Source organism: Pseudomonas sp. C32, assembly GCF_030417915.1.
Classification (GTDB): Bacteria; Pseudomonadota; Gammaproteobacteria; order Pseudomonadales; family Pseudomonadaceae; genus Aquipseudomonas.
This window is the reverse complement of record NZ_JAUHUK010000004.1, coordinates 74,791-92,215: the sequence shown is the minus strand read 5'-3', so window position 1 is coordinate 92,215 and position 17,425 is coordinate 74,791. Positions and strand designations below refer to the sequence as shown.

At 59.5% G+C, this 17,425-nt stretch carries 19 protein-coding genes; 11 read left to right on the top strand and 8 right to left on the bottom strand.

The features are described from left to right. Positions 1-42: 42 nt before the first annotated feature. Positions 43-1,275: a serine/threonine transporter SstT gene (sstT, locus tag QYH43_RS05920; protein ID WP_301156635.1), complete on the top strand. Its 1,233-nt coding sequence runs from the start codon at positions 43-45 to the stop codon at positions 1,273-1,275. A gap of 185 nt (positions 1,276-1,460) precedes the next feature. On the opposite strand, the gene QYH43_RS05915 is transcribed toward sstT, so the two are convergent. Next, the gene (locus QYH43_RS05915; RefSeq protein WP_095059663.1) at positions 1,461-1,970 is read right to left on the bottom strand and encodes a DUF1993 family protein; all 510 of its coding nucleotides are present in this window, start codon (positions 1,968-1,970) and stop codon (positions 1,461-1,463) included. Between the two features lie 125 nt (positions 1,971-2,095). On the opposite strand from QYH43_RS05915, the gene QYH43_RS05910 reads away from it, so the two are divergent. After that, a complete protein-coding gene (locus QYH43_RS05910) occupies positions 2,096-2,743 on the top strand; it encodes a YceH family protein (protein ID WP_095059664.1) in 648 nt (215 codons plus the stop codon). Positions 2,744-2,859: 116 nt separating this feature from the next. On the opposite strand, the gene QYH43_RS05905 is transcribed toward QYH43_RS05910, so the two are convergent. Then, the gene (locus tag QYH43_RS05905) at positions 2,860-3,678 is read right to left on the bottom strand and encodes a shikimate 5-dehydrogenase (RefSeq protein ID WP_301156634.1); all 819 of its coding nucleotides are present in this window, start codon (positions 3,676-3,678) and stop codon (positions 2,860-2,862) included. 244 nt (positions 3,679-3,922) lie between these two features. Here QYH43_RS05905 and QYH43_RS05900 point away from each other — a divergent pair, with 244 nt between their 5' ends. The 3 genes from QYH43_RS05900 to QYH43_RS05890 all read left to right on the top strand — a co-directional run bounded on the left by QYH43_RS05900 (position 3,923) and on the right by QYH43_RS05890 (position 5,035). Continuing rightward, the gene (locus QYH43_RS05900) at positions 3,923-4,288 is read left to right on the top strand and encodes a hypothetical protein (protein WP_095059666.1); all 366 of its coding nucleotides are present in this window, start codon (positions 3,923-3,925) and stop codon (positions 4,286-4,288) included. 245 nt (positions 4,289-4,533) lie between these two features. Further along, positions 4,534-4,728, top strand: coding sequence for a hypothetical protein (locus QYH43_RS05895; protein WP_095059667.1), 195 nt, complete (start codon positions 4,534-4,536; stop codon positions 4,726-4,728). 115 nt (positions 4,729-4,843) lie between these two features. Beyond that, positions 4,844-5,035, top strand: a complete 192-nt coding sequence (locus QYH43_RS05890) for a hypothetical protein (protein ID WP_095059668.1) — start codon at positions 4,844-4,846, stop codon at positions 5,033-5,035. Here the strand turns inward: QYH43_RS05890 and QYH43_RS05885 are convergent. Further along, positions 5,032-6,093 carry an AI-2E family transporter gene (locus tag QYH43_RS05885; protein WP_301156633.1) on the bottom strand — a complete coding sequence of 354 codons (1,062 nt, stop codon included), beginning with the start codon at positions 6,091-6,093 and terminating at the stop codon, positions 5,032-5,034. The genes QYH43_RS05890 and QYH43_RS05885 overlap by 4 nt on opposite strands. A 162-nt stretch (positions 6,094-6,255) precedes the next feature. Here QYH43_RS05885 and yegQ point away from each other — a divergent pair, with 162 nt between their 5' ends. Then, complete coding sequence (gene yegQ / locus QYH43_RS05880) at positions 6,256-7,581, top strand: tRNA 5-hydroxyuridine modification protein YegQ (protein ID WP_095059670.1); 1,326 nt, start codon at positions 6,256-6,258, stop codon at positions 7,579-7,581. 101 nt (positions 7,582-7,682) lie between these two features. Here yegQ and QYH43_RS05875 read toward each other — a convergent pair whose 3' ends face one another. Beyond that, the gene (locus QYH43_RS05875) at positions 7,683-8,546 is read right to left on the bottom strand and encodes a LysR substrate-binding domain-containing protein (protein ID WP_301156632.1); all 864 of its coding nucleotides are present in this window, start codon (positions 8,544-8,546) and stop codon (positions 7,683-7,685) included. Between the two features lie 96 nt (positions 8,547-8,642). Between QYH43_RS05875 and QYH43_RS05870 the strand changes: the two genes are divergently transcribed. Then, complete coding sequence (locus tag QYH43_RS05870) at positions 8,643-9,554, top strand: DMT family transporter (RefSeq protein WP_301156631.1); 912 nt, start codon at positions 8,643-8,645, stop codon at positions 9,552-9,554. Positions 9,555-9,639: 85 nt separating this feature from the next. On the opposite strand, the gene QYH43_RS05865 is transcribed toward QYH43_RS05870, so the two are convergent. After that, positions 9,640-10,350 (bottom strand): FadR/GntR family transcriptional regulator, encoded by a 711-nt coding sequence (locus QYH43_RS05865; protein ID WP_301156630.1) that lies wholly within the window; start codon positions 10,348-10,350, stop codon positions 9,640-9,642. Between the two features lie 280 nt (positions 10,351-10,630). On the opposite strand from QYH43_RS05865, the gene QYH43_RS05860 reads away from it, so the two are divergent. The 4 genes from QYH43_RS05860 to QYH43_RS05845 all read left to right on the top strand — a co-directional run bounded on the left by QYH43_RS05860 (position 10,631) and on the right by QYH43_RS05845 (position 14,740). After that, a complete protein-coding gene (locus QYH43_RS05860) occupies positions 10,631-11,977 on the top strand; it encodes an MFS transporter (protein ID WP_301156629.1) in 1,347 nt (448 codons plus the stop codon). Positions 11,978-11,989: 12 nt separating this feature from the next. Then, positions 11,990-13,333 carry a glucarate dehydratase gene (gudD, locus tag QYH43_RS05855; protein ID WP_301156628.1) on the top strand — a complete coding sequence of 448 codons (1,344 nt, stop codon included), beginning with the start codon at positions 11,990-11,992 and terminating at the stop codon, positions 13,331-13,333. Between the two features lie 105 nt (positions 13,334-13,438). Continuing rightward, positions 13,439-14,572 (top strand): class C beta-lactamase, encoded by a 1,134-nt coding sequence (gene ampC, locus QYH43_RS05850; RefSeq protein WP_301156627.1) that lies wholly within the window; start codon positions 13,439-13,441, stop codon positions 14,570-14,572. Continuing rightward, positions 14,573-14,740 carry an autotransporter outer membrane beta-barrel domain-containing protein gene (locus QYH43_RS05845; protein WP_143498461.1) on the top strand — a complete coding sequence of 56 codons (168 nt, stop codon included), beginning with the start codon at positions 14,573-14,575 and terminating at the stop codon, positions 14,738-14,740. It begins immediately after the preceding gene. Positions 14,741-14,883: 143 nt separating this feature from the next. On the opposite strand, the gene QYH43_RS05840 is transcribed toward QYH43_RS05845, so the two are convergent. The 3 genes from QYH43_RS05840 to QYH43_RS05830 form a co-directional block, all read right to left on the bottom strand. Then, positions 14,884-15,435, bottom strand: a complete 552-nt coding sequence (locus tag QYH43_RS05840; RefSeq protein WP_301156626.1) for a DUF4174 domain-containing protein — start codon at positions 15,433-15,435, stop codon at positions 14,884-14,886. Between the two features lie 253 nt (positions 15,436-15,688). Further along, positions 15,689-16,474 carry a sulfite exporter TauE/SafE family protein gene (locus QYH43_RS05835; protein WP_095059677.1) on the bottom strand — a complete coding sequence of 262 codons (786 nt, stop codon included), beginning with the start codon at positions 16,472-16,474 and terminating at the stop codon, positions 15,689-15,691. A 110-nt stretch (positions 16,475-16,584) separates the two neighbouring features. Then, positions 16,585-17,334 (bottom strand): hypothetical protein, encoded by a 750-nt coding sequence (locus tag QYH43_RS05830; protein WP_301156625.1) that lies wholly within the window; start codon positions 17,332-17,334, stop codon positions 16,585-16,587. Positions 17,335-17,425 lie beyond the last annotated feature (91 nt).

The window sequence follows — 17,425 nt, the reverse complement described above, 5'->3', positions numbered from 1 at the left end:
CGGTGAAACCACGCACTTATAAAAATTCAGAGATGCCGTTTTATGACTGCTTCATCCCCTCCTCTACTGCTCCGCCTGAAACGCCTGAGCCTGGTCACGCAAATCGTGATCGGCCTTATCGCCGGTATTGTCCTGGCCTTGATTGCGCCTGAAGCGGCGAAGTCGACTGCGTTTATCGGCAAAGTGTTTGTCTGCGCGCTGAAAGCGGTCGCGCCGATTCTGGTGTTTGTGCTGGTCATGGCCTCCATCGCCAACCACAAGCACGGCCAGGAAACTCATATCCGGCCGATTCTGTTCCTTTATCTGCTGGGCACTTTCGCCGCCGCGGTGGTCGCGGTGGTGGCCAGTATGATGTTTCCGTCGAGCCTGGTGCTGTCGACTCAGGACGTCGCGGTGACGGCACCGGGTGGTATCGGTGAAGTGCTGCAAAGTCTGCTGCTGAGCGTGGTCGATAACCCCGTCAGTGCGCTGATGAATGCCAACTTCATCGGCATTCTCGCCTGGGCCATCGGCATGGGCATCGCCATTCGCCACGCGGGCAACACCACTCGCGAAGTGCTGGGCGACCTGTCCAATGGCGTGACCGTGATCGTGCGCCTGGTCATCAGCTTTGCCCCGCTGGGTATTTTCGGTCTGGTGGCCTCGACCCTGGCCACCTCCGGTTTCGGCGCGTTGATCGGTTACGCTCACCTGCTGGCCGTGCTGCTGGGCTGCATGCTGTTCGTGGCACTGGTGATGAACCCGCTGATCGTGTTCTGGAAACTGCGTCGCAACCCGTACCCGCTAGTGCTGACCTGCCTGCGCGAGAGCGGCATCACCGCGTTCTTTACCCGCAGTTCGGCGGCGAACATTCCGGTCAACCTGGAATTGAGCAAGCGTCTGGGCCTGCACGAAGACACTTACTCGGTGTCGATCCCATTGGGCGCGACCATCAACATGGCTGGCGCCGCGATCACCATCACCGTGCTGACCCTCGCCGCCGTGCACACGCTGGGGATCGCCGTGGACATTCCAACGGCCATTCTGCTCAGCGTCGTTGCCGCAATCTGCGCCTGTGGCGCCTCGGGTGTGGCAGGCGGTTCGCTGCTGCTGATTCCGCTGGCGTGCAGCCTGTTCGGCATCCCGAGCGAAATCGCCATGCAGGTGGTGGCGGTCGGTTTCATCATTGGTGTGTTGCAGGACTCGGCGGAAACCGCGCTGAACTCGTCCACCGATGTGTTGTTCACCGCGGCGGCTTGCCTGGGTGAAGAGCAGAAAGCCGAACGTCTGGCCTGACACAAATCCTGTAGGAGCCCGGTTTGCCGGCGATGGCGCACTTAAGACCGCCATCGCCGGCAAGCCTGGCTCCTACAAAGGAACGGCTTGAGGCTGCCATCTCCAATGAGCCGGGCGTCCACAGAAAGCACAAAAAAAGCCCGCCAAGGCGCAAACCTTGGCGGGCTTTTTTGTAGCTGGGCGGTTTAGAACGCGCCCATGTAATCGCGCTTGCCCACTTCCACGCCGTTGTGGCGCAGCAGTGCGTAAGTGGTGGTGACGTGGAAGAAGAACTGCGGCAGGCCGTAGGTCAGCAGGTAAGCCTGACCGGAGAAGCGCTTCTCTTTAGGCGTGCCCGGACGGGTGACGATCTCGATGCCTTCCTTGCCATTGATCTGCTCTGGCTTGATCTCGCCGATGAAGGCAAGGACCTTGGCGATCAACGCTTGCAGCTCGGCGAAGGTGGTTTCGGTGTCGTCGTACTTCGGCAGTTCGATTTCGGCCAGACGCGCGGATACGCCTTTGCTGAAGTCAACGGCGATCTGCACCTGACGTACCAGCGGGAACATGTCCGGGAACAGGCGCGCTTGCAGGAAGGCGTTCGGGTCGATGTTCTTGGCGGTGGCGTGGGCTTCGGCTTTCTTCAGCACATCGCTCAGGGCGTTGAGCATTTGCTGGAAAACAGGCACCGAAGCGTCGTACAGGGAAATGGTCATGGCAGGTCTCGTGTGGTGACGGGAGGAAACGTGGGCCGATTATAGCCATCCCGGACCGGCCTGCGGCTTGTCTTTTATCCTGCAAGGATTAGGCTAGGCTGCTTCGACGGCATAGGGAAAGCGCGATGAGCACTGATCAAGAGCAAACCTTCGACGAGCCACGGCTCAGCAGCACGGAAATCCGCATTCTGGGTTCGTTGATCGAAAAACAGGCCACCAGCCCGGAAACCTATCCGCTGACGCTCAACGCCCTGGTAACCGCCTGCAACCAGAAGACCAGCCGCGAGCCGGTGATGAACCTCACCCCCGGCCAGGTCGGGCAGAGCCTGCGCGCCCTTGAGGGACGTGGTTTCGCCAAGCTGGTGATGGGCAGCCGCGCCGACCGCTGGGAGCACAAGGTGGACAAGGCGCTGGAGCTGGTGCCGGCGCAGGTGATTCTGACGGGTTTGATGTTCCTGCGCGGCCCGCAGACGGTCAACGAACTGCTGACCCGCAGTGGTCGCATGCATGAGTTTGAAGACACCGAACAAGTGGTGCATCAGCTAGAGCGTTTGATTGCGCGAGGTCTGGCGGTATTGATCCCGCGCCAGGCTGGCCAGCGTGAAGATCGTTATACCCACGCATTGGGTGATCCGGCAGATATCGAAGCGATTCTCTCGGCCCGACAGAACCCGTCGGAGCGCAGTTCGGGCAGCGGCGTTTCAATTGAACGGATCGAAGAGCTGGAAGCACGGATTGCGGCGTTGGAAGAGCGGTTGGAGCGACTGGAATAGAGTGAGCTTTCAGTCACTTTAATGCTGGATGCACCGCCGCCATCTCGAGCAGGCTTGCGGTGCACACCTGTAGGAGCAAACTTGCTCGCGATGGCGTCCGTACAGTCAATACCGGTTCAACTCCGGGCAAATTCCACCGCTTTGCGAAACTGCTCCTCAGTCGGCCGCACGCCGGTGTACAACACAAACTGCTCCAGCGCCTGGATGGCGATGACTTCGAGCCCGGTGATCACCCGTTTGCCTTCGGCACGACCGCGCACGATCAGCGGTGTCTCCGAGGGAATCGCCACCACGTCGAAGACCGTTTCAGCCTGCGCGATGGCATCCTCTTCGAAGGCCAGTTGATCAGCCTCAGGGCCACCGGTCATGCCGATCGGTGTGACATTGATCAGCATCTGCGGGCGCCGCTCTCCCAGCTCCGCTTGCCATTCATATCCCAACGATTGCGCCAATGCCTGCCCTGCGCGCTCGTTGCGGGCCACGATCAGACCATGGGTGTAGCCGCCGTCACGCAGGGCACTGGCCACCGCTTTGGCCATGCCGCCGCTGCCACGCAGGACGAAGGTCGAGTCCTTGGGCACTTCGTGGGTCTGGAGCAATTGAGCGATGGCGATGTAGTCGGTGTTGTAGGCCTTGAGATGACCGTCGGTGTTGACGATTGTGTTGATCGATTGAATGGCGGCCGCCGATGCATCCAGCTCATCGACCAGGGCAATGCAATCTTCCTTGAAAGGCATCGACACGCCGCACCCACGGATCCGTAGCGCTCGAATGCCAGCGACTGCACCCGGCAGGTCCTGGCTGGCAAAGGCCTTGTAGTAAAAATTCAGGCCCAGTTGCTCATACAGATGATTGTGAAATCTCAAGCCAAAGTTCCCAGGCCGCCCTGAAAGCGACATGCACAACTGGGTGTCTTTGTTGGGGTTCATCTGCATGGAAATCTCCTTCAAACGCACTTTCGGATGGACGGGATTAGCCAGCCCATCGGTTCTGATCGATCATGTTTATGCAGCTGTTTGCGGCCTCTCTCGACCGTCTGCAAACCGGTACAGACCTTACACAATATTTACCCAACGGCTGTGCTGATTTGCAAAAAAAAGCTGTCTTAGAGGTATCCCCACGACAATCCTTATGTCTATCGCAGACACAAGCGCCGGGGCGAAGTAACGAGGAACTATCATGATCCGTAAAATCCCCACAGTTGCCTTGCTGATCGGCGCACTCGCGATCGCAGGTCAGGCGCAAGCCCATGGTGGTGGTAATGACGCAGCGGTATACGGAGCAATTGTCGGTACTGCCATCGTCGGTTCGGCCCTCATCAACGCGAATCGACCGGTGTATGTCGCGCCGCAACCGGTCTACGCCCAACCCGCGCCGGTTTATTACGCACCGCCGCCTCCGGTTTACTACCAGCCGGCCCCGGTCTACGTGCAACAACCCATCTATTACCGACCGGCCCCGGTTTACTACGGCCCACCTCGTGGTTATTACGGCCCGCCACGCGGCTACTACTATGGCCCGCATCGCGGATACGGCCGCTGGTAACAGGTACATCAGAAAATGCTGACCGCTTGATTGCAACGTTGAACCTGTGGCGAGGGAGCAAGCTCCCTCGCCACAAGGTCTGGATAAATCTCGTCGAGGTCGCTCTCAGGAATGCGCGGTAGACGCAAATTGGCAAGACTGATTCGTCACTGTTTCTGCCGTGCGGTAGCAAGCGGTCATATTTCTGTCATGTCAGGTCCGCAAGCTCGGGCTTGTCTGTCAAAACCAACAACAAGGACGACGCCATGCCCACGCAAAACCCGCACCGCATTGTCGGTCTGTGCACCTCCAGCAAGGTGTACAACGTACTGACCGAGCTCAAGCACCTGGAAGGTCACCGAAACGCCAAGTTTCTCTCGCTGCTGACCCAGAGCCTGGTGCGTAAAGGTCTGCTCAATGAGCAGGAAGTGGTCCATTTGCTCGATCAGGTGGTCGACTGAGCGACAGCCGGTCGTTTGCCCACCGTCGCATCAATGTCCACTATCAAACGCGTTGATTTTTCGTTGCCGCCCCGCGAACGTAAGGTACCTCCACAGATTGATGGAGGTTCTCAGCATGTCTCAGGTTCAAATCATGTCCGTTATCGGCAGCGCCGTTCCCGCCTCGCTCAGAGCATCGGGCCTGCTCGCCTGCTGGTACCTGATGCAGGACGGCGAACCCATCAGCGGCCCGCTCACTTCGCTGCCCGACGCCCAGGTGCTGTCGCAACGGGTCGGCACCGGCCAGCCCGGAAAAATCAGCGCCTAAGGCAGCTGAACCCGCGGTTTGGTTTCGATGAAAATGGCCCAGCTCGACATGAACAGGGCCGCAATCAACGGGCCGATGACGAAACCGTTCAAACCAAAAATCGCCAGGCCGCCGATGGTTGAGATCAGGATCAGGTAGTCCGGCATCTTGGTGTCCTTGCCCACGAGGATCGGGCGCAACACGTTATCCACCAGGCCGATCACAAACACGCCGAACAATACCAGCGTCACCCCTTGCCAGATCGCACCGGTGAGCAGGAAAAACGCGGCGACCGGCGCCCAGATAATCCCCGCCCCCACCGCTGGCAACAGCGACAGAAACGCCATCAACACCGCCCAGATCAATGCGCTGGGAATATCCAGAAACCAGAAAATCAAACCGCCCAATGCACCCTGCGTGATCGCCACCACCAGGTTGCCCTTCACTGTGGCCCGCACCACGCGATTGAGCTTGAGTTGCAACCGGCGCTTTTGGTTTTCCTCAAGCGGCACGGCCATGCGCACTTTGCGTGCGAGCTCCGCACCATCGCGCAGGAAGAAAAACAGCATGTACAGCATGATGAAAAAACTGAGGATGAATTCGAATGTCCCCTGACCAAAGCTGAAGGCCTGGGTGGCGACGAACTCATTACCGGACATGGCGCTCTTGATGATTTTTTCGCGCAACCCGTTCAGCTCGCCCATGTCGAAGCGGTCGAGCAAATTCTGGAAATAAGGCGGCAGGCTGTGCTTGAACTGCAACACATACCCGGCGATGTCCAGCTCGCCGCTTTCAATGCGCCTGTAAAGCTCGGTACCCTCCTGGACCAGAAAAATACCGAGGATAATCACGGGCAGGATCGCAATCAGCAAACAGATGCTCAATGTGAGCAGCGTCGTGAGATTGCGCTGCCAACCGAACTTCAATTGCAGTTGGTGTTGCAAGGGCGCAAAGAGGATCCCGAGGATCACCGCCCAGAACACCGCGCCGTAAAACGGCAGCAGTATCCAGATGAACGCGATGCTCACCAGAAACAGCAAGATGGCCAACGATTTGTCTCTGAGCGATTCTTCGTTCATGTCCGATCCATGCCAGTGCGCCGGACGTAAAAGGTACGTCCTGATGCTTAGGCCACCGCAGCGCGCACGAGTGCCCTCCGTTGGTGAAGAAAGCATAGATCCAGATCAATAAAACCCAGGCCCAAGACGTTTACCCTGCGCGGCTTTTGCGATCGACTCACCATGAACCTCATTGCTCCGGAACTGCTTGCCCCCGCCGGCACCCTGAAAAACATGCGTTACGCCTTCGCCTACGGCGCCGATGCGGTGTACGCCGGCCAGCCGCGCTACAGCCTGCGGGTGCGCAACAACGAATTCGATCACGCCAACCTGGCCCTCGGCATTCACGAGGCCCAGGCCCAGGGCAAGCGTTTCTACGTCGTGGTGAACATCGCGCCGCACAACGCCAAACTCAAAACGTTCCTCAAGGACCTGGCCCCCATCATTGCCATGGCGCCGGACGCGTTGATCATGTCCGACCCCGGCCTGATCATGCTGGTGCGCCGGCACTACCCGCAGATGCCGATTCATCTGTCGGTTCAAGCCAACACGGTGAACTGGGCCAGTGTCGAGTTCTGGCAGTTACAGGGCTTGAGCCGGATCATCCTGTCGCGGGAGCTCTCCCTGGAGGAGATCGCCGAGATTCGCCAGCAAGTCCCGGCCATGGAGCTGGAAGTGTTCGTCCACGGCGCATTGTGCATGGCCTATTCGGGTCGTTGCCTGTTGTCGGGCTACATGAACAAGCGCGATGCCAACCAGGGCAGTTGCACCAATGCCTGTCGCTGGAAATATGCGGCGCAACCGGCCATGGAAAACCTGGTCGGGGACATCGTTCAACACTTCGAACCGGAACCGACACTGGGCATCGGCGCTCCCACCGAGCAGCTGTTCCTGCTGCAGGAGGCCAATCGCCCCGACGAGCTGATGCCGGCGTTCGAAGACGAGCACGGCACGTACATCATGAACGCCAAGGACCTGCGCGCTGTACAGCATGTCGAGCGTTTGACGCAGATGGGCGTGCATTCGCTGAAAATCGAAGGACGGACCAAATCGCATTTTTATTGCGCGCGAACCACGCAGGTGTATCGCCGGGCAATCGACGACGCGGTGGCCGGTCTCGAGTTCGACCGCAGCCTGATGACTGATCTGGAATCGCTCGCCCAACGCGGCTACACCGAAGGCTTTCTGCGCCGCCATGTGCATGACGAATACCAGAACTACCAGAACGGCAGCTCGGTGTCGGAGCGGCAGCAATTTGTCGGCGAACTGACCGGCGAGCGGCGCGAGCGGTTGGCGGAGGTGAAGGTGAAGAACCGCTTCGCCCTGGGCGATCACATGGAACTGATGACACCCAAAGGCAATTTCCACTTCGATCTGCATCAATTGCAGAACAGCAAAGGCGAGCCCATCGAAGTGGCGCCGGGTGATGGGCACACGGTTTACCTGCCGATACCGGATGCGGTGGATCTGAGCTTCGGCTTGTTGATGCGCGATATCCACGCAACATAATTCCCCGGGAGCTGGCTTGCCAGCGATTGCGGCCTGCCAGTCGACATTGTAGTGACGGGGCGATCGCTATCGCTGGCAAGCCAGCTCCTACAGGTTCTGCGTCAGGCAAACTCTTCGCGGAGCATCGCCACAAACGCCTCTCGCGCCGGGTGCACACCGGCGTTTTCGTGCCAATAGAACAGGTTTTCGATGGCCGTCAGTTCGGAAAACTCATAACCCACGCAACCGGCGCCCTTGGCGTACTGATCGAAAATCCCTTTCGGCACCAGCGCCACCCCGGCGCCAGCACTGACGCAACCGACGATCGCGCCATAACTGGCCAGGCTGACAATCGGCAACGCCAGCCCCTGCCGCAACAGCCAATGCTCCAGCGCGGCCCGATACGGACAGCCCTGGGGCCACATAAACACGGTCTTGTCCTGCAAATCCGTCATGTCGCGCACCGGCCCCAGCGACGTCGAGGCAATCAGCAGAAGGTCTTCGCGGTACATCGGTGTGCGCTTGAGGTGCGAGCGCTCGACATCCACGGCGACAATCGCGCCATCCAGCCGATGGCCCAGCGTGTCGTCGAGCAACTGGCCCCAACTGCCGGTGGTCAACTCCAGCGCCACCGCCGGATAGCGCTTGTGAAACTTGGCCAGCAACCGCGGCAAACGACCGGTGGCCGAAGACTCGATGGCGCCGATGCGCAACGGGCCGGACGGCTCCGCCGAAGGGTCCACGGCGCGCTTGGCTTCGGCGGCCAGCGCCAGAATTTTCGAGGCGTAGGCCAGGAAGGTTTGCCCCGACGGACTGATGCGCAGTCCACGTCCCTCACGCAGGAACAGTGCGACACCCAACTCCGCTTCCAGCGACTTGATCCGCGCCGTGATGTTCGACGGCACGCAATGCAGCAACTCGGCGGCACGCGCGATGCTGCCCTCCTCGGCCACGGTCTTGAACATGCGAATCTGCGCCAACTCCATACATCACCCAAAATGAACGTTTAGCGCAGTATAAGTCAGTTGTGGTGAACCAAGAGCCTTCTGATACTGGCCGCATCCGCCCACAGGTGCACGACCATGACGCCGCTCATATCCGCCCACGTTTCCCCTCTGAAAATCATTCTGGCCATGGCGTTTGTCGTGTCTTGCTGGGGGTATTCCCCAACCGGTATTCATATCGGTTTGCAAGCCTACGAGCCCGGGCATCTGGCGCTGCTGCGCTTTCTGATTGCGTCAGGGTTCATGGCCGTGGTCGCGATATACAAAGGCATCCGCCTGCCGGCCCTCCGCGATTTGCCGCTGCTGTTCGGGTTGGGGTTCTTCGCGGTGAGCCTGCATCACGTAGCGATCAACTTCGGGCAACAAGGGGTCAGCGCCGGCGCGTCGAGTGTCCTGGCGCAGACGACTCCGTTGTTCAGCACCCTGATTGCGCGGTTCGTATTCAAGGACCGGGTGAGCCTGTGGCGCTGGGGTTGTGTCTTGCTCGGGCTGATCGGCGCGGTGATTGTGGTGGCGGGTGATCACGGGTTGGGCAGCCTCGATGCCCACGGTTTGTTGATCCTGTTGGCGGCGGTGTCCTGGAGTCTGTACTTTGCCCTGCAAAAACATCACACCGGGCGTTATGACGGACTGACGCTGGTTTGCTACACAGTCTGGTCAGGGACCGCGTTGCTGTTGTTTTTCCTGCCGGGGCTGGCGGACCAAGTGATGAATGCGCCGTTGCGCGTGCAGTTCGCGGTGTTTGCCCTGGGGATTTTTCCGAGTGCGCTGGCGTACCTGGCCTGGGCGTATGTGCTGGCGCATGTCGACCTGAGCCGGGCGACCATGACGCTCTATCTGACCCCGCCGACGGCGATGGTCATTGCGTCGTTTGCCCTGGGCGAGCGGCCGACGCTGATGATTGTGGTCGGTGCGCTGGTGGTGTTGGCGAGTGTGCTGGCTCTGAATCTGGAGCGGCGGGTGGTAGTGGTTCAAGCGGCCGAAGCTTGATTCGGATTTTTCGTTTTCAGGTGCGACGCCATCGCGCGCAAGCTCGCGATGAACGATGACTCCGTCTCATTGAAAACAGCCAGACTCAGCTCGGCGAAAACCGGTCGAGGCTGTTGCTCAGGTGCAGCCACATCGCCGCCCGCGCCGCGTCCGGGTCCTGGCGTTTGATGGCGTTGAGAATCGCCTCGTGCTCAAGGTTGGCCAGTTCCCCAAGCTTGCTCAAATCCACCGCGCCGCGCTCGGCGGCGTTAACCCGGGTTCGCGGGATCATGGCGCTGCCCAGGTGCTGCATGATTTCGGTAAAGCAGACATTGCCGGTCGCTTCGGCGATCAACAGATGAAAACGCCGATCCGCCTCGACACAGCTGTCATTGTTGGCCAACAGGCGTTGATAGTCGTCGAGGGCTTCGCGCATTTGCGCCAACTGTTGATCGGTGCGACGCGTTGCTGCCAGCGCCGCCGCCTGGGTTTCCAGGCCCATGCGCAACTCCAGAATACTGCGCACCCCCAGCGCGGTATCGACGTTCAGCCGTAAGCCCTGCTCCGGCGCACGCTCGATCACGAACGTGCCGATACCGTGCCGCGTTTCCACCAGCCCCGACGCCTGCAACTTTGAGATGGCTTCGCGCACCACCGTACGGCTGACGCCGTGTTCCTGAACGATGGTGTTCTCCGACGGCAGCTTGTCGCCGGGGGACATCTGGCCAAGCAGGATGCTCTGGGTCAGCTTCTCGACCAGATCATGGGCCAGGTTGTGGGTGCGCTTGCGGGCAGGCACGTCGAAATCTTCTTGCATGAGGATATCCGGAAAACGGGGCTACCGAATCGTAGCACCACACCGGATGGGAATTCTGGAAAAACATCACTCAGCTTGTATGACAACACTCAACAAGCAGCATTAATACCGCCTGAAATCAGATTACCACTGACCAAAACGAGCCTCACAAACTTCACGATCAGCGCTATTTTATTGAGAAAAGACGCTTGCACAGCAAAAAAACCTAGTTGTATGATGTCTATCAACAACGCAGCATCCGTCACGCCCCGCATAACAATAACGAGTGGGAGAAAACGCAGTGAATACATCCATCTCCGGGATGAACGACAACGCCAATTCGGTGCTGAAGTCCGCCATCGCCAAGGTCAAACGTCACGTCTTGCCGCTGTTCGTCATCATGTTCATCGTCAATTACATTGACCGGGTGAACATCGGCTTCGTCCGCGCCCACATGGAACACGACCTGGGCATCGGTGCTGCCGCCTACGGCCTCGGTGCCGGTCTGTTCTTCATCGGGTACGCGCTGTTCGAAGTGCCCTCCAACATCCTTCTGCAAAAAGTCGGCGCACGTATCTGGCTGACCCGCATCATGCTGACCTGGGGCCTTGTCGCTGCGGGCATGGCCTTTATCCAGAACGAAACCCACTTCTACATCCTGCGATTTCTGCTGGGCGTGGCTGAAGCCGGTTTCTTCCCCGGGGTGATTTATTACTTCACTCGCTGGTTGCCCGGCGTGGAGCGCGGCAAGGCGATCGCGATATTCCTCAGTGGCTCGGCGATTGCCTCGCTGATCTCCGGCCCGTTGTCCGGGTTGCTTCTGCAAATCAGCGGCCTGGGCATGCACGGCTGGCAATGGATGTACTTCATCGAGGGCATGTTCTCGGTCGGGTTGTGCGCCTTTGTCTGGTTCTGGCTGGACTCCAAACCCCACGATGCCAAATGGCTGACCCGCGCCGAACAGGACGCCTTGGTCAAAGCCATCGACGACGAACAACTGGCCCGCGAAGCCGCGACTCCGATCAAACCGTCGCTGGGCAAGCTGCTCAAGGACCGGCAGATCATCCTGTTCTGCGTGATCTACTTCTTCATCCAATTGACCATCTACGCCGCGACGTTCTGGCTGCCGAGCATCATCAAGAAGATGGGCGACCTCAGCGACTTCCAGGTCGGGATGTTCAACTCGATTCCGTGGTTGCTGTCGATCATCGGCATGTACGCCTTCGCCACGCTGTCGGGCAAATGGAAGCACCAGCAAGCCTGGGTTGCCGCGGCGCTGTTGATTGCAGCGGCCGGGATGTTCATGTCCACCACCGGTGGGCCAGTCTTCGCTTTCGTGGCGATCTGCTTTGCGGCGCTGGGTTTCAAATCGGCATCGTCGCTGTTCTGGCCAATTCCCCAGGCCTATCTGGATGCGCGCATCGCTGCGGGCGTCATCGCGCTGATCAACTCGGTGGGCAACCTGGGCGGTTTTGTCGCGCCGACCACGTTCGGCCTGCTGGAAGAACGCACCGGTTCGATTCAGGGCGGGCTCTACGGCCTGGCCGCAACGTCGATCATCGCCGCGATCATCGTCTTCGCCGCCCGCAACAAACCCAAATCCGCGCCTGCCGTCGAATCGGCCAAAACTGCGCCACGTCACGCCTGAAAGGATAAACAAATGACCGTACAAGAAATCGCCAAGGCCCCGATCATCACCAGCATGCAGATTGTTCCGGTGGCCGGCCACGACGGAATGCTGCTTAACCTGAGCGGCGCACACGGCCCGTTTTTCACCCGCAACATCGTCATTCTCAAGGACAACGCCGGCCACATCGGCGTCGGCGAAGTACCGGGCGGCGAGCGCATTCGCCAAACCCTGGAAGACGCACGCAGCCTGGTGGTCGGCAGCCCGATCGGCACCTACCAGAAAATTCTCAATCAGGTGCGCCAGACCTTCGCCGACCGCGATGCCGGTGGTCGCGGTTTACAGACCTTCGACCTGCGCATCACCATTCATGCTGTTACCGGCCTTGAAGCCGCCCTGCTCGATTTGCTCGGCCAGCATCTGGATGTGCCGGTCGCCGCCCTGCTCGGCGAAGGTCAACAGCGCGATGAAGTGAAGATGCTCGGCTACCTGTTCTACGTCGGTGATCGCAACGAAACCGACCTCGCCTATCGCAGCGAACCGGACGCCGACAACGACTGGTTCCGCGTGCGTCACGAGAAAGCCATGACCGCCGAAGGTGTTGTCCGTCTGGCGGTCGCGGCCCACGCGAAATATGGCTTCAAGGACTTCAAGCTCAAGGGCGGTGTGCTCGCCGGCGATGCCGAAATCGAAGCGGTCACCGCCCTCGCCGAACGCTTCCCCGATGCGCGCATTACCCTCGACCCGAATGGCGCGTGGTCACTGAAGGAAGCGATTCGCCTGTGCCGTGACCAACACGACGTTCTGGCGTACGCCGAGGACCCATGCGGTGCGGAGAACGGTTATTCGGGGCGCGAAGTCATGGCCGAATTCCGTCGCGCCACGGGCCTGAAAACCGCGACCAACATGATCGCCACCGACTGGCGTGAAATGGGTCATGCGATCCAGTTGCAGTCGGTCGACATCCCGTTGGCCGATCCACACTTCTGGACCATGCAGGGCTCGGTGCGCGTGGCGCAGATGTGCCACGAATGGGGCCTGACCTGGGGCTCGCACTCCAACAATCACTTCGACATTTCCCTGGCGATGTTCACCCACGTTGCGGCCGCTGCGCCGGGCGAAATCACCGCCATCGACACTCACTGGATCTGGCAAGACGGTCAGCGCCTGACCAAGGCGCCGCTGCAAATTGTCGATGGCTGCGTGCAGGTGCCGCAGAAAGCGGGGCTGGGCGTTGAGCTGGACATGGATCAAGTGGCCAAGGCCCATGAACTCTATAAAGGCATGGGCCTGGGTGCGCGGGACGACAGCGTGGCGATGCAGTTTTTGATTCCGGGCTGGACGTTCGATAACAAGAAGCCGTGCCTGGTGCGCTGAATGCCGGTTTTGAAACCCACTCCCGGCCGCGCATGAAAAACCGTCCGCCATTGCATTCAACCGCCTAAAATGGCGCGCACTGAATCAATGGCGGACCTCATCCACATGAACAAGCTGAAAACACTTGCGGCCTGCATGGCCATGCTTGCTACTGGCCCCTGCATCGCCGCAGATCCAATCGAGACAGCCGTGAACGCCGCTGTTCAACCGGTGATGCAAGCCCAGAACATTGCCGGCATGGCCGTGGCGGTGACCGTCAACGGCAAACCGCAGTATTTCAACTATGGCGTAGCCTCGACAGAAACCGGAAAACCGGTCTCGGAAAACACCCTGTTCGAGATCGGCTCCGTCAGCAAAACCTTCACCGCCACCCTCGCCGCCTATGCCCAGGCCACCGGCAAACTGTCGTTATCGGACAAGGCCAGCCAGGTTTGGCCAGCCCTGCGCGGCAGCGCGTTCGACCGCATCAGCGTGCTGCAATTAGGCACTTACAGTGCCGGGGGCCTGCCCCTGCAATTTCCGCCTGAGGCCGACTCCGCCGACACCATGCTCGGTTACTACCAGCAGTGGAAACCGCTCTACCCTGCCGGCACCCATCGCTTGTATTCAAACCCCAGCCTGGGCCTGTTCGGCTACCTCGCCGCGCATAGCATCGGGAAGCCGTTTGATGATGCGATGGAGAAAACCCTGCTGCCGAAACTCGGTTTGAAGCACACCTATGTGAACGTGCCACAGGACCAGATGAGCCTCTACGCCCAGGGCTACAACAAGGACGACAAACCGGTGCGAGTCGGCCCCGGCGCACTCGATTCCGAAGCCTACGGAGTGAAAACCAGCGCGGCGGACCTGTTGATGTATGTTCAAGCGAACATGAAGCCGGCCAGTCTGGCAAAACCGTTGCAACAGGCCATCGCCTTGACCCACACCGGCTACTACACCGTCGGCGACATGACTCAGGGATTGGGTTGGGAGTTGTATGCCTATCCGGTTTCGCTGGACCGCCTGCTCGAAGGCAACTCGACACCCATGGCCATGCAAGCGCACAAAGTCCAATGGCTGAACCCGCCACAACCACAGCCGAGCAGCGTACTGATCAACAAGACCGGATCGACCGGTGGTTTCGGCGCCTACGTCGCATTTGTACCGTCGAAGGACATCGGCATTGTGATTCTGGCGAACAAGAATTTCCCGATTGCAGAGCGGGTCAAAATTGCCCATCAGGTACTGAGCGCCTTGTAGGTGCGAGCTCGCTCCGGGCGGCGTTGCGACAAATGGGCCGAGATCGGTGGTGGTTTGAGCGTGGCGGCGAAGCAGAATCATCATTTCTACGCCGAGGGTGGATACACCAAGGGCAGTGACATCGAACAGCCCTGGGCGGTGACGGTGGGGTATCGCTACAACGGGTAGCTTTACGGACTGATGCAGATGCTTTGGAGAGAGCCTATCGGAGCGCCGGGCAGAGCTGCCGGTGTATCTGAAGCGGGGCCGCTTCGCAGCCCAACGGGGGCAAGCCCCCTCGCCACCTGCTGTTACAAGGATTTCGCGCCGGATCAATCATCCGGCATTTCAGGCGGTTTGACGGGTTTGGTCGATTTAGCCTGCTTGGTGTTCTTGGCGCCTTTAGCCGCGGGCGCTTCTGGCGCTGGAGTGGCCACTGTTGGCGGTGGGGTTTCTTTCTCGGCCGCGGGTAGTTGGTCGACGGCGCTGAAAATATCTTCCAGCTTGATGTTCTCTGACTGTTCGAACTTCTTTTCGCCATCCTTGCCGACCAGAATCACCTTGCTCTTGGACCCGGCCCCCAGTTTGAGCGAGCGGATCAACGCTGCCGTGTCCTGTGGCCCCAGGTCCTTGCCTTCGCGCTGTCCCATCAGGTTGAGCACGGTGTACAGCACCATGTTGCGGTCGGTGAAACCCTTGCGATTGGCCGGCTCGTCCAGTGACTGTTTCAGGCCGACCCACATAGGGTCAACAGTGCTTGGGGCGATAACAATCAGCGGACGGGACCGGCCCTTGTCCATGTCCAGCGGTGAGTCGCCATCGGCGGCGAACAGGGGGCCGGCGATTGCCAGCAGGGTAGCCAGGGTCAGTGACCTGATGAGCATGCGCCTCTCCTTTTGATATCCACGCTCTAATGATTGCGCATCGCGGCGTTCGTTCCGGTGACGCTCGGCAAATGTGCTCTGCCTTGCCCCAAGCTTAGGTCAGCGCGGTCATTGCGCAACAGCTCGGGGCAATCTTGGGCGTGAACCAATGCGAAGGAAGATCAAGGATTGTGCGACAGGACAACGGGTGAATTTCGATACCCATGTCGGGCATCTGCTGGAAATATTCACCCGCCAAAAGGAGGGGGTCGAATCAGAACGCCAGTTTGTAGCCGATCAGCATCAGCATGGTTGCCAGGCAAGGGCGCAGCAGTTCATCGGAGATCCGCCCGGTCAGGTGGCTGCCCAGATAAATCCCCGGCAACGAACCGACCAGCAAGTAACCCAGCACCTGCCAATCCATGTTACCCATGCTCGCGTGACCGAGACCGGCGACCAGCGTCAGCGGAACGGCGTGGGCAATTTCTGTCCCCACCAAACGGCGAGTCGGCAACAACGGATAAAGAATGAACAGTGCCACGGTGCCCAAGGCGCCGGCGCCGATGGACGTCAGCGCAACCATGGTGCCAAGAATCAGACCGGTAATGACGGTCATGACATTCAGGCGCGGGCCAGTGGGGTTGTAGTTGCCACCGGCGCGCTTGTGGGCGAAATCCAGCAAGCGCTTCTTGAACAGGATTGCCAGCGCCGTGGCAAACAGCACAAAGCCCAGGGCTTGTTTGATGATGGCGTTCATCGCGTCGGGACTTTCGTGCAACGTGCTGAGGAACCACAACGTCAGCAGCACCGCCGGCACGCTGCCCAGGGTCAGCCAACCGGTGATCGCCCAATCGATGTTGTTGTTCTTTCGGTGAACCAGCACACCACTGGATTTGGTGATGGCCGCGTAAAGCAGATCGGTACCGACGGCCGTGGCCGGATTGATGCCGAACCACAGCAGGATCGGGGTCATCAGCGACCCGCCACCCACACCTGTCATGCCGACGATAAAACCCACCACCAACCCTGCAATGACCAACCCGATGTTCAGTAAATCCATTGATACGTCCACAAAGATCGCAGGGAAATCCGGCCCGCAGCATAGCGAGATTTCTTATAACCAGTTATATCGATGCGATCTATCTTTATTCCCGAACCTCCTACAAGAATTTACTGCACCGGCAGGAAATTCAGAAACAGCAGGCTCTGGGCATAATTCAGCCCGATACGCCGGTAGCGCTCGTCGAGCATCTGCGTCAGCAAGTCCAGTCGGGCGACGATCTTGCCGAACTCGACGGCAAAGCTCAGGTTGCTGCCCTCCTCGGAAATCTCGTTGGAGAACAGCAACGGCTGGCCCTCCTTGTTTTGTCGCTGGCTCAGAATCCAGGTGGCGATCTCGATGTTGCGTGCGGCGTTGCTGACGAACACCGGGTTGATCGCGTCCGTCATATAGAACTCCAGGCGATTGCCGTGAGCGGTGACGAGCATGCTGCCGATGGCGTAAATGAACGCCCCGACCCGGTCCCCGAGAAACTCCGGGCTCATGGCAAACCGCAGGGCCGCCAGGTCCTTCTTGCCGCCGAGGGTGGGCAACGGCTCTTGCTGTTCGATGGCCATGCGCACTTGCTTGCCGGCGGTGCGGGCGTCGAGGAATCCGGATTTTTTGAGTTCTTCGGGATTGCGCAGGTACAGCTTGCTCATCAACACGTAAAGGCTGTCGAGGTTGTCGCGCATCGCCAGGGTCGCCATGCGGTCAACACTGGTTTGCAGAAACTCCTGGGGCCGGCCTTCGCGCATCTGGGTAAAAATGTCGCTGCCTTGCTGCTGACTGCAACCGGTGAAGAGGCACATCGACAGGCCAACCAACAGCCAGCAATGCCTTGTGAATAGTGCAGTAATGAAAGGTAACGCTTGGGCCATAAGTGCTTGAACTTGGGCATGGGCCAGCGGTGGGGATCGCCGCAGGCAACCAAGGATAGAGCCGGTCATTTGGAAAAAGTGCAGTGTCGGC